Origin of the sequence: Streptomyces sp. NPDC001822 (assembly GCF_042892135.1) — a bacterium.
Lineage (GTDB): Bacteria > Actinomycetota > Actinomycetes > Streptomycetales > Streptomycetaceae > Streptomyces.
This window is the reverse complement of the sequence record NZ_JBIATW010000005.1, coordinates 73,965-85,802: the sequence shown is the minus strand read 5'-3', so window position 1 is coordinate 85,802 and position 11,838 is coordinate 73,965. Positions and strand designations below refer to the sequence as shown.

The following is an 11,838-nucleotide window of genomic DNA, read 5'->3' as shown; positions in this document are numbered from 1 at the left end:
TGCCGTCGCCGTGGCGATCAGTCCGTCTCCCGGCTCACCGGGGCCGGAGCCGGGGCCTTGAGGAGGTTGCCCTTGCGGTCGCGGCCGGGTGCCGCGAGGAACAGGGCGAGGAACCCCGCGAAGAACGAGATGCTGCCCGCCAGGATGAAGGCGCCGTTGAGCCCCCAGGCGTCGACGACCATGAAGCCCATCCCCGCCCCGAGTCCGGAGACGAGCTTGGAGCTGTAGACCATGCCGTAGTTCGTGGCGTTGTTGTTCTCACCGAAGTAGTCCGCCGTCATCGCTGCGAACATCGGGAAGATGGCGCCGCCGCCGAACCCGGAGATCGCGGAGAAGAGCAGGAACAGCGGAAGGCTCTGCATGTCCGCCGACCAGATGATGCCGAACTGGGCGAGCCCCAGGATGACGCAGACGTAGAGCAGGCACTTCTTGCGGCCGTAGAGGTCGGAGAGCCAGCCGATGACGCCGCGCCCGGTGCCGTTGACGATCGCCTTGAGCGACATGGCGGTGGCCACGATCCCGGCCGCGAAGCCCGCGTCCTGGCCGATGTCGACCTGGAAGGCGATTCCGAAGATGTTCACCCCGGAGGTACAGGCGAGGCAGACCCACATCAGTGCCACCCGGCCGGTCTTCCACGCCTCGCCGGGGGAGTACTGCTTGATGGCCGGCGGGTTCTTCTCCAGCGAACGGCGCGCCCGCGGGTCCTCGGGCGGGTTCAGCGGGTCGATCTCGGCGGGCCACCAGTTCTTCGGCGGGTCCCGGAAGAAGAAGCCGGCGCACGCCACCATCACCGCGAGGAAGACGCCGACCGACACCAGGACCCAGCGGAAGTTGGTGATGTCCATGAACCCGGTGAAGATGAAGACGAACGGCACCGAGCCGTAGGCGAAACCGCCGTTGACGAAGCCCGTCTTGCCGCCCCTGCGCTCCGGGTACCACTTGCCGACCATGTTCACGCAGGTGGCGTACACCATGCCGGCGCCCATACCGGAGAAGACGCTGAAGCCGATGTACGCGAAGATCACGTGCGGCGCGTACGCCAGGGAGAGGTATCCGAGGAGGGTGCCTCCCGCACCGAGCATCATCGCCCAGCGGGCCGGCAGCCTGCCGGTCTCCCGCAGTCTGCCCGCGGGCATCGCCACCGCAGCCTGGAAGAACACCCAGACCGTCATCATCCAGTAGATGTGACCGCTGTTCCAGTTGTGCGCGTGGTGCAGTGTGTCCTCCGCCGACGCGAAGGCGTACTCGGCCGAGCTGATGCCCATCATGCCGACCCACGGCAGGATGACCATCCACTTGCGCTTGCGGCCCAGGATGTCGATGTCGCTCTCGCCGAGCCGGTACGTCCGGCCGTTGGCGTCCGTCACCTCCCTGAAGGGGACGGGTGTGGAGAGGTTTGCAGTCGTCATGTCGATCGAACCCCTTGCGTGGAAGAAGTCTGGCCAGCGCCCCCTGCCCGTTCTCACTTCGCGCCGGGGTCCGCAGCCGCGCGGTTCGCCGCGGACCCCGTGGTTCGAGCCGTCGTCATCAGGTCATCGGCCACCGCCCAGCAGACCGGCGGCCCTGGCCCACCTGTACTTCGCGCCGAGCACGGCGACGGGCCGCTCCGTGGTGTACGGATAGGCGACGACACCCCGCTCGAAGAGGTACGCGCAGGCGTCCTCCACCTCGGTGTCACCCGCCAGCGACGCGACCACGGGCTTCTCGATCCCACGCGCCCGGAACTCCTCCACCACCCGGGCCGTCAGCTCGGCGAAGACCATCGGCGGAGTGACGATCGTGTGCCAGTAGCCGAGGACCAGCGCGTGGATCCGCGGATCCTCCATCCCCAGCCGGATCGTCGCCTCGTACGTCGACGGCGGCTCACCGCCCGTGATGTCGATCGGATTGCCGGCCGCGCCGAACGGCGGGATGAACGCCTTGAACGCCGTGTCGAGGTCCGGCGGGATCTCCATCAGCGAGAGCCCGTTGTCGACGATCGCGTCCGAGAGGAGCACCCCCGACCCGCCCGCCCCCGTGATGATCACGACGTTGTCGCCCTTGGGCGCCGGCAGCACGGGCAGCGCCCGCGCGTACTCCAGCATGTCGTTCAGGCCCGGCGCCCGGATCACCCCCGCCTGCCGCAGGATGTCGTCGTACACGGCGTCGTCCCCGGCCAGCGCCCCGGTGTGGGACCCCGCCGCCTTGGCACCCGCGCTCGTACGCCCCGCCTTGAGGACCACGACGGGCTTCTTCGGCACGGTCGCCCGGGCCGCCTCCACGAAGGCACGGCCGTCCTTGAGGTCCTCCAGGTGCATCGCGATGCACTCGGTGTTGGGGTCCTCGCCGAACCAGGTCAGCAGGTCGTCCTCGTCGATGTCCGACTTGTTGCCGAGCCCGACGATCGCGGACACCCCCGTCTTCGTCGACCGCGCGAAGCCCAGGATGGCCATGCCGATGCCACCGGACTGCGAGGTCAGTGCCACCGACCCCTTGACGTCGTACGGGGTGCAGAAGGTGGCGCAGAGGTCCTGCCAGGTCGAGTAGTAGCCGTAGATGTTCGGCCCGAGCAGCCGCACGCCGTACTGCTCACCGACCGCCACGATCTCGTCCTGCAGCGCCTGTTCGCCCGTCTCGGCGAAGCCGGACGGAATCAGCACGGCGTTGGGGATCCCCTTGCGGCCCACCTCCTTGAGCGCCGATGCAACGAACTTGGCGGGGATCGCGAAGACCGCCACATCCACCTCACCGGGAACGTCGGTGACACTCTTGTACGCCTTGCGGCCCAGAATGTCATCGGCCTTGGGGTTCACCGGATGGATCTCGCCCGCGAAACCCCCGTCGATGAGGTTCCGCATCACCGAATTGCCTATCTTGCCCTGCTCGTTCGAGGCGCCGATGACCGCGACGGAACGCGGCTGCATCAGCTTGCGCATCGAGACGAGGATCTCCTCCCGGCTGTAGCGCCGGCGCGGTTTCACCTCCTTCGTCGTCAGCAGGATCCGGATGTCGGCGGCGACCGCACCGTCCGGCGAGGCGATGACCGGGTTGAGGTCGACCTCGGCGATCTCGGGGAAGTCCGTGACCAGCTGGGACACCCGCCGGATCTGCTCGGCCAGCGCCCACCGGTCCACGGCCGGCGCCCCGCGCACCCCCTTCAGGATCTCCGCGGCACCGATCGAGTCGAGCATCGACTGCGCCTCGTCCGCCGTCACCGGTGCCAGCCGGAAGGTGATGTCCTTCAGCACCTCCACCAGGACCCCGCCGAGTCCGAACGCCACCACCTTGCCGAACGTCGGATCGGTGACCGCCCCGACGATGACCTCCTGGCCGGGCGGCACCAGCTGCTGCACCTGCACGCCGTCGATCCGGGCGTCGGCCGAGTAGGCCCGCGCGTTCTTCACGATCCGGCAGAAGGCCTCGCGCACCTCCTGCGCGCCCGACACCCCCACCACGACGCCGCCCGCATCCGTCTTGTGCAGGATGTCGGGGGAGACGATCTTGAGGACGACGGGGCCGCCGAGCCGGTCGGCCAGGGCCACCGCCTCGTCGACGTCCGTGGCCAGGCCCTCGCCCGGCACCGTGATCCCGTACGCGTCGGCGACGATCTTCCCCTCCGGGGCGGTGAGCGCGCCGCGCCCCTCGCTCCGGACGCGGTCGAGCAGCGCCCTGACGCGTTCCTGCTCCTGTGTCTCGACTGTTCCGGCCATGCTCAGATGACTCCGTTCGTCTTCAGCAGCCGCAGTTCCTCGTCGCCCAGGCCGAGTTCACCGACGTACACCTCCGCGTTGTGCTCGCCCAGGAGCGGGGAGGTCACGATGTCGACGGGGGAGTCGGACAGCTTCAGCGGGCTGCCGACGGTGGTGAAGGTCCCGCGCTCGGGGTGTTCGACCTGGACGACCATCTCGTTGGCGGCGAGGGACTCGTCCTCGACGATCTCCTTCGTCGAGAGGATCGGACCGCAGGGGATGTTGTGCGCGTTCAGCTGCTCCAGGACCTCCCACTTGGGCAGGCCGGCCGACCACTCCTCGATGAGCTGGAACATCTTGCCGAGCTTCGGCAGCCGTGACTCCGGCGTCGCCCACTCGGGGTCCTCCGCGAGCTCCGGGCGTCCGATCAGAGCGGACAGGGGCTTCCAGCCGACGGGCTGGACGATGACGTACACGTAGTCGTTCGGGCCGCCCGGCGCGCACTTCACCGCCCAGCCCGGCTGGCCGCCGCCGCTGGCGTTGCCGCTGCGCGGCACCTCGTCGGCCTCCGCCGTGTCCTGGGCGTTCGGGTACTCGGCGAGCGGCCCGTGCGCCAGGCGCTGCTGGTCGCGCAGCTTGACCCGGCAGAGGTTGAGCACCGCGTGCTGCATCGCCACGTTCACCCGCTGTCCGCGCCCCGTGCTCTCGCGCTGGAACAGCGCCGCGAGGATGCCGGCCACCGCGTGGATACCGGTGCCCGAGTCGCCGATCTGCGCGCCGGTCGCGAGCGGCGGGCCGTCCTCGAAGCCGGTGGTGGACATCGATCCGCCCATGGCCTGCGCGACGACCTCGTACGCCTTGAAGTTGGTGTACGGGCCTTCGCCGAAGCCCTTGATGGAGGCGTAGACGATCCGGGGGTTGATCTCCTGGATGCGTTCCCAGGTGAACCCCATGCGGTCCACGGCGCCCGGTCCGAAGTTCTCGACCATGACGTCGCTGCGGCGGATCAGCTCCGTCAGGATCTCCTTGCCGCGCTCGCTCTTGGTGTTCAGGGTGATGCTCCGCTTGTTGCAGTTGAGCATCGTGAAGTAGAGGGAGTCGACGTCGGGCAGGTCGCGCAACTGCTTGCGGGTGATGTCCCCGCTCGGCGCCTCCAGCTTGACGACGTCCGCACCGAGCCAGCCGAGCAACTGGGTCGCCGAGGGCCCGGACTGTACGTGGGTCATGTCGAGGACGCGTACGCCCTCAAGGGCTTTGGTCATGCCGACGGCTCCTCTACTTGTACATGGTCTGGTTCATCGTTCCGGGGGCGTACGCGTCCGGGTCGACCCAGACGTTGATCAGCGAGGGCAGCCCCGACTCGCGGGCCCGCTGGAGGGCGGGGGCGATGTCCGCCGGGTCGCGGACCTCTTCGCCGTAACCGCCGAGCATCTGGGCGAATTTGTCGTAATGGACGTCGCCGAGGGTGTTGCCGATCCGCTCGCGCTCGTCTCCGTACTTGGCCTTCTGGCCGTAACGGATCTGGTTCATCGAGGAGTTGTTGCCGACGATGCCGACGAAGGGGAGGTTGTAGCGGACCAGCGTCTCGAAGTCCCAGCCGGTCAGGGAGAACGCGCCGTCACCGAAGAGGGCCACGACCTCCTTGTCCGGCCTGGCCTGCTTGGCGGCCAGCACGAACGGCACGCCGACGCCGAGCGTGCCGAGCGGACCCGGGTCCATCCAGTGGCCGGGGGTACGGGGCTGGACGACCTGGCCGGAGAAGGTGACGATGTCGCCGCCGTCCCCGATGTAGATGGAGTCCTCGGTGAGGAAGTCGTTGATCTCGCTCACCAGCCGGTACGGGTGGATGGGCGAGGCGTCCGACTTAAGCTGCGGCAGCCGCTTCTCGATCGCGGTCTGCTCGGCGGCCCGCAGCTCGTCCAGCCATGCCTTGCGCGAGGCCGACCCGCCGTTGAGCCGGCCGCTCGCGGCCTCCGTGACCGCTTTCAGCACCAGCGAGGCGTCACCGACGATGCCGAGGTCGATGTCACGGTTCTTGCCCACGGTGCGGTAGTCCAGGTCGATCTGGACGACCGTGGCGGAGGGCGAGAGCCGCTTGCCGTAGCCCATCCGGAAGTCGAAGGGCGTCCCCACGATCACGATGAGGTCGGCGTTGGAGAACGCGTAGCGCCGCGAGAGCTGGAAGTGGTGCGGGTCGCCCGGCGGGAGGGTGCCGCGGCCGGCGCCGTTCATGTACGCGGGGATGTTCAGGGTGCGCACGAGCTCGGTGGCCGAGTCCGTCGCCCGCGTCGTCCAGACCTGGCTGCCGAGCAGGATCGCCGGCTTCTCGGCGTGGACGAGCAGATCGGCGAGCTTCTCGACGTCGGCGGGGTCGCCCGCCGCCCTGGTGGAGGCGCGGTAGCGGCCCTCCTCGGGGACGCGCGCCTTGCTCACCGGTACCTTCGCGTCCAGCACATCGCGCGGGATCTCCAGGAACGACGGTCCCGGAGCGCCGTGGTAGCACTCACGGAAGGCCATCGAGACCATGTCCGCCGCGCGCGCGGTGTCCGGCACGGTGGCCGCGAACTTCGTGATGGGCGTCATCATGTCGACGTGCGGGAGGTCCTGCAGCGAGCCCATCTTGTGCTGTGTGTGCGCTCCCTGACCACCGATCAGGAGCATGGGTGACTCGGCGCGGTACGCGTTGGCCACGCCGGTGACGGCGTCGGTGGTTCCGGGGCCCGCGGTGACCACGGCACAGCCCGGCTTGCCGGTGATGCGGGCGTAGCCGTCGGCGGCGTGGGCGGCGACCTGCTCGTGGCGTACGTCGACGACCTCGATGCCCTCGTCGACGCAGCCGTCGTAGATGTCGATGATGTGGCCGCCGCAGAGGGTGTAGATGCGCTCCACCCCCTCCGCCTTGAGTGCCTTGGCGACCAAGTGCCCACCGGAGATGAGGTTCTGGCTGTCCTGGCTGTCCTCGGGCATGGCGTTGTCCTGTCCCTTCGTAGGGGAGTGCGGGAGCCGCTCCGCCGCTCTCGCGGTACATTGCATACAGTCGACGAATACTGTATGAAGATTGTTATCCCGCATCCGGTGGGTGGTGTCCAGGGGGCGTGCGGCACTTTCACAATCGGCACGATCGGGAGTGGCTATGGATCTGTACGAGCACCAGGCAAGGCAACTCTTCGCGGACCACGGCATCGCCGTGCCGGAGGCCGAGGTCGTGGACCAGGCGTCCGAGGCCCACGGCGCGGCCGAACGGCTCGGGGGCCGCGTCGTCGTCAAGGCGCAGGTGAAGACCGGTGGCCGCGGCAAGGCCGGCGGGGTGAAGGTCGCGGCGGACCCGGGGGCCGCCGTCGTCACCGCCCGGCAGATACTCGGCATGGACATCAAGGGCCACCTCGTCCGGAAGGTGATGCTCGCCCAGCCCGTCGACATCGAGGCGGAGTTCTACGTGAGCTTCGTCCTCGACCGGGCCGCCGGGACCTTCCTCGCCATCGCCTCCGCGGAGGGCGGCATGGACATCGAGGAGGTCGCCGCCACCCGCCCCGAGGCCGTGGCCCGCATCCACGTCGACCCGGCAAAGGGCGTCACGGAGGCAGAGGCCGCGCGCATCGCCGAGGCGGCCGCACTGCCGCCGGAGACCGCCCCCGTGATCCAGGCGCTGTGGCAGGTCCTCACCCAGGAGGACGCCCTGCTCGTCGAGGTCAACCCGCTGGTGCGCACGACGGACGGCCGGATACTCGCCCTCGACGGCAAGGTCACGCTCGACGACAACGCGGCCTTCCGGCAGTCCCGTTGGGGCGACGACCCGACGGACCCGCACGGCGACCCGCTGGAGGCGGCGGCCGCAGCCAAGGGTCTCAACTACGTGAAGCTCGACGGCGAGGTCGGCATCATCGGCAACGGCGCGGGGCTCGTCATGTCCACCCTCGACGTCGTCGCCGGCTGCGGTGCCCGCCCGGCCAACTTCCTCGACATCGGGGGCGGCGCCTCTGCCCGCGTCATGGCCGACGGGCTCACGGTCATCCTCTCCGACCCGTCCGTGAAGTCCGTCTTCGTCAACGTCTTCGGCGGCATCACCGCCTGCGACGCCGTCGCCGACGGCATCGTCCAGGCGCTGGACTCCGTGCACCTCACCAAACCCCTGGTGGTCCGGCTCGACGGCAACAGCGCCGCGCGGGGCCGCGCGATCCTCGACGAACGCGCGCACCCGATGGTCCAGCAGGTCACCACCATGGACGGCGCCGCGGACCGGGCGGCCCGACTGGCCCTGGGAGGGCACTGATCATGGCTATCTTCCTCAGCAAGGAGAGCAAGGTCCTCGTCCAGGGCATGACGGGCGCCGAGGGCATGAAGCACACCCGCCGGATGCTCGCCGCGGGCACGCAGATCGTCGGCGGGGTCAACCCGCGCAAGGCGGGCCGGACCGTGGACCTCGACGACCGTACGGTCCCGGTCTTCGGCTCCGTGCGCGACGGCATGGAGGCCACCGGCGCCGACGTCACCGTCGTCTTCGTCCCCCCGCCCTTCGCCAGGGCCGCCGTCGTCGAGGCGGCCGACGCGGGCATCGGCCTGGCCGTCGTCATCACCGAGGGCATCCCCGTCCACGACGCAGTGGCCTTCCACGCCTACGCCAAGGAGCGCGGCACCCGCATCCTGGGCCCCAACTGTCCCGGGGTGATCAGCCCGGGACAGTCCAACGCGGGCATCATCCCGGCCGACATCGCGACGAAGCCCGGCCGCATCGGACTCGTTTCCAAGTCCGGCACGCTCACCTACCAGTTGATGCACGAACTCCGCGACACCGGGTTCTCCACGGCGGTGGGGATCGGCGGGGACCCGGTGATCGGCACGACGCACATCGACTGCCTGGCGGCCTTCGAACAGGACCCCGACACGGAACTGATCGTCCTCATCGGCGAGATCGGCGGCGACGCGGAGGAACGGGCGGCGGCGTACATCGCCGAGCACGTCACCAAACCGGTGGTCGGCTACATCGCGGGCTTCACGGCCCCGGAAGGCAAGACGATGGGGCACGCGGGAGCGATCGTCTCGGGCTCGTCGGGCACGGCGGCGGCCAAGAAGAAGGCGCTGGAGGCCGTGGGCGTCGCGGTGGGAGCCACCCCCACGGAAACGGCCCGGCTGGCGGAGGACCGCCTGCGCGCCACCCTCCGTCCGGGCGGCTGAGCCCCGGGCCTCCCGCCCCCGGCACCCGCCCCCGCGCCTCCCGCCCCCGCATTCCAGAGCGGAGACCCATGACACCCTCATCGACCACCGCACCCCTCACCCTCAAGCCCGGAACGGCATGGCAGGACGCATGGCGCCGCTGCCTGGCCACGGCACCCGAAGCCTTCCAGGACGACCGCGTCAGCAATCTCTGGGGCGCCGCCTGGCACGTGGACGGGCGCACCCTCCCCGCGACCAGCCCCGTCGACGGCACCCCGATCGCCGGACCGCCCCGACTCGACGCCCCGGCCGCCCGGCAGGCGGTGCGCGCGGCGCTCGACTCCCACCGCGCCTGGCGCCACATCCCCCTCGCCGAACGGCGCGCCCGCGTCTCGGCCACGCTCGACGCCCTGACCGAACACCGCGAACTCCTCGCCCTGCTCCTGGTCTGGGAGATCGGCAAACCCTGGCGTCTCGCGCAGGCCGACGTGGACCGTGCCATCGACGGCGTCCGCTGGTACGTGGACCACAGCGACCGTCTGCTGGCCGGCCGGACGCCGCTCGCCGGCCCCGTCTCCAACATCGCCAGCTGGAACTACCCCATGTCCGTGCTGGTCCACGCCATGCTCGTGCAGGCGCTCGCAGGAAACGCGGTGATCGCCAAGACCCCCACGGACGGCGGTGTCGCGTGCCTGACGCTGGCCTGCGCCCTCGCCGCGCGTGAAGGGGTCCCGCTCACCCTCCTCAGCGGAAGCGGCAGCGAACTCTCCGAGCCGCTGGTCCGGTCGCCCGAGATCGGCTGCGTCTCCTTCGTCGGCGGCCGGGACACCGGTGCCCGCATCGCCACCGCCGTCACGGACCTCGGCAAGCGCCACATCCTCGAACAGGAGGGCCTCAACACCTGGGGCATCTGGAACTTCACCGACTGGGCCGCCCTGACCGCCGTCATCCCGAAGCTCTTCGACTACGGCAAGCAGCGCTGCACCGCCTACCCGAGGTTCGTCGTCCAGCGGAACCGCTTCGCCGAGTTCCTGGCCGCCTACCTGCCCGCCGTACGGTCCCTGCGCACCGGACATCCGCTCGCGGTGCGGCACCCCTCCGACCCGCTCCCCAGCCTGGACTTCGGCCCCCTGATCAACGCGACCAAGGCCAAGGAACTCCATGACCAGGTGACCGAGGCGATCGACCGGGGTGCCGTGCCCCTGCATCAGGGATCGTCCGCCGACGCCCTCTTCCTCCCGGGCCAGGACACCAGCGCCTACCTCCACCCGGTCACCCTGCTCAACCCCCCGCGCTCCTCCCCGCTCCACCACGCCGAGCCCTTCGGGCCGGTCGACACCATCGTTCTGGTCGACACGGAGGCCGAACTCCTGGCGGCGATGAACGCGTCGAACGGGGCTCTGGTCGCCACGCTGTCCACCGACGACCCGGCGACGTACGAGCGGCTGGCTCCGCAGATCCGGGCGTTCAAGACCGGCCACGGCACGCCCCGTTCACGCGGGGACCGGGAGGAGCTCTTCGGCGGCTTCGGCGCCTCCTGGCGAGGCGCCTTCGTCGGCGGTGAACTCCTCGTGCGCGCCGTGACCGACGGCCCGGGGGACGAGCGGCTGCCGGGCAACTTCCCCGACTACCACCTCATGCCGTAGACCGGCCGTCTCAGCGGATGCCCTGCCGGTCCGGGCTCAGCGCGAACGCCCGGTCGGCGGCCTCGGGCACCGTGCGCTCCACGGCCTGCACCAGGAGCGCACGGTGCCTGAGAAGCGCTGTCCGCCGCCCCTCCGGCGCCAGCAGCAGCAGATCGTCGAAGGCAGCCAGCAGCCGCCGTGTGACCTGCGGACTCCCGACGGCGCACCAGCGGATCTCCTCGAACGCCAGATCCACGAGATCGGTCCACCCGGGTACGTCCTGGACCAGCCGCACCGCGCCCCGCCGGTCCCGGTGGAGCAGCGGGCCCAGGGGCAGGTCCACGGCCGCCGAGAGGAACTGCACGATCCGGTCCACGCACTGCACGGCGGTCGTCGGATCGTTGACCGCCGGCGACAGCGCACGCAGTGCGATGTCGGACAACTGCCGGAGGCCGAAGGCCGGGTCCTGGTACAGGGCCCGGTCGACGCCGACGAACAGGCAGCGCCCGAAAGCCCGCGACGCCGGAGCGGACCCGCCGTGCACGGACAGGACCGGCGTCCCGGGCACCACGAAGTCCCCGGTGCGCGGCAGGAGCCGCAGCACGGTCTCATGGCGCTCCGCGGTCCGCACGAGCCGTGCGACGTGCACCTCGCGCAGCACGCCGGCCCGGCCGCGGTGCGTCACGTGCCCGGTGGCCGGCCCCAGTGAAAGCGGGGTCCCGGGCCCGCCGGAATGCCGCGCCAGCGCGTGGAGGGACTCGCGTGCGATGTGGTCGAGGACCGGTCCGACCTGCATCAGCCGCAGGGTCGCGGAGACGTAGGCCACGAACAGCAGCAGGCTCAGGCCCACCAGACCCAGGGTCAGCAGGCTCTGGAGGAGGGGCACCGACGTCACGCGCCGGGGGTCGGGGTCGGTCCCGCCCTCGTACGAGGTCAGGACGAGCAGCGAGAACGCGAAGGTGGCCAGGAACACCGTCAGCGTGAGCTTGCTGATCCTGCTCCGCACGAAGATCCGCACCAGGCGGGGGGTCATCTGCCCGCTCGCCATCTGCACGGCCACCAGCGAGATGCTGAAGACCACGCCGATGAAGGTCATCATCGCCGCGCTGACGGTGGTGACGACGGTCCGCGCGTCCAGGGCGAAGGAGAGGAGGTCCCCGAGCTCCTCGTAGGCCCGTTCCTTCTTCAGGTGCGCGACGATCGCGTTGTCCAGCTCGGCCAGGCCCCACCACAGGCAGAAGGCCACCACGAGTCCTGCCGCGGGCGCGAACCAGAAGCTGTCGCGCAGTCGCTCGCGCAGCGAGGTCAGCGCGCGCGGCGGACGGTGGACGTGCTTGCCCCGGCCGCTCTCGCCCCTCGGGCTGCTCTTGCCGTTCATGCCCGCGAAGGTAGCC

8 protein-coding genes are annotated in these 11,838 nt (G+C 70.2%); 3 read left to right on the top strand and 5 right to left on the bottom strand.

The window, feature by feature from the left end:
- Positions 1–17: 17 nt before the first annotated feature.
- The 4 genes from ACFYY2_RS13705 to ACFYY2_RS13690 form a co-directional block, all read right to left on the bottom strand.
- Positions 18–1,409, bottom strand: coding sequence for an OFA family MFS transporter (locus tag ACFYY2_RS13705; RefSeq protein WP_388741519.1), 1,392 nt, complete (start codon positions 1,407–1,409; stop codon positions 18–20).
- 123 nt (positions 1,410–1,532) lie between these two features.
- Complete coding sequence (locus tag ACFYY2_RS13700) at positions 1,533–3,689, bottom strand: acetate--CoA ligase family protein (RefSeq protein ID WP_388741516.1); 2,157 nt, start codon at positions 3,687–3,689, stop codon at positions 1,533–1,535.
- 2 nt (positions 3,690–3,691) lie between these two features.
- A complete protein-coding gene (gene frc / locus ACFYY2_RS13695) occupies positions 3,692–4,930 on the bottom strand; it encodes a formyl-CoA transferase (RefSeq protein WP_327112597.1) in 1,239 nt (412 codons plus the stop codon).
- Between the two features lie 13 nt (positions 4,931–4,943).
- On the bottom strand, positions 4,944–6,635 hold the full coding sequence (locus ACFYY2_RS13690) for a thiamine pyrophosphate-binding protein (RefSeq protein WP_388741513.1): 1,692 nt from the start codon (positions 6,633–6,635) through the stop codon (positions 4,944–4,946).
- Between the two features lie 166 nt (positions 6,636–6,801).
- Between ACFYY2_RS13690 and sucC the strand changes: the two genes are divergently transcribed.
- From sucC to ACFYY2_RS13675, 3 genes are all read left to right on the top strand, one after another.
- Entirely contained in the window at positions 6,802–7,938 is a 1,137-nt protein-coding gene (sucC, locus tag ACFYY2_RS13685) for an ADP-forming succinate--CoA ligase subunit beta (protein WP_388741510.1), read from the top strand.
- 2 nt (positions 7,939–7,940) lie between these two features.
- Entirely contained in the window at positions 7,941–8,840 is a 900-nt protein-coding gene (gene sucD, locus ACFYY2_RS13680) for a succinate--CoA ligase subunit alpha (RefSeq protein WP_388741507.1), read from the top strand.
- 68 nt (positions 8,841–8,908) lie between these two features.
- Positions 8,909–10,465: an aldehyde dehydrogenase family protein gene (locus tag ACFYY2_RS13675; RefSeq protein ID WP_388741505.1), complete on the top strand. Its 1,557-nt coding sequence runs from the start codon at positions 8,909–8,911 to the stop codon at positions 10,463–10,465.
- A gap of 10 nt (positions 10,466–10,475) precedes the next feature.
- Here ACFYY2_RS13675 and ACFYY2_RS13670 read toward each other — a convergent pair whose 3' ends face one another.
- Positions 10,476–11,822, bottom strand: coding sequence for a DUF2254 domain-containing protein (locus tag ACFYY2_RS13670; protein ID WP_388741503.1), 1,347 nt, complete (start codon positions 11,820–11,822; stop codon positions 10,476–10,478).
- Between the last annotated feature and the right edge of the window lie 16 nt (positions 11,823–11,838).

Excerpts from the sequence above, each read along its gene's own strand:
- ACFYY2_RS13670 (WP_388741503.1), bottom strand. The coding sequence starts at position 11,822 with ATGAACGGCAAGAGCAGCCCGAGGGGCGAGAGCGGCCGGGGCAAGCAC.
- ACFYY2_RS13675 (WP_388741505.1), top strand. The coding sequence starts at position 8,909 with ATGACACCCTCATCGACCACCGCACCCCTCACCCTCAAGCCCGGAACG.
- frc (WP_327112597.1), bottom strand. The coding sequence starts at position 4,930 with ATGACCAAAGCCCTTGAGGGCGTACGCGTCCTCGACATGACCCACGTA.
- ACFYY2_RS13705 (WP_388741519.1), bottom strand. The coding sequence starts at position 1,409 with ATGACGACTGCAAACCTCTCCACACCCGTCCCCTTCAGGGAGGTGACG.
- sucC (WP_388741510.1), top strand. The coding sequence starts at position 6,802 with ATGGATCTGTACGAGCACCAGGCAAGGCAACTCTTCGCGGACCACGGC.
- ACFYY2_RS13700 (WP_388741516.1), bottom strand. The coding sequence starts at position 3,689 with ATGGCCGGAACAGTCGAGACACAGGAGCAGGAACGCGTCAGGGCGCTG.
- sucD (WP_388741507.1), top strand. The coding sequence starts at position 7,941 with ATGGCTATCTTCCTCAGCAAGGAGAGCAAGGTCCTCGTCCAGGGCATG.
- ACFYY2_RS13690 (WP_388741513.1), bottom strand. The coding sequence starts at position 6,635 with ATGCCCGAGGACAGCCAGGACAGCCAGAACCTCATCTCCGGTGGGCAC.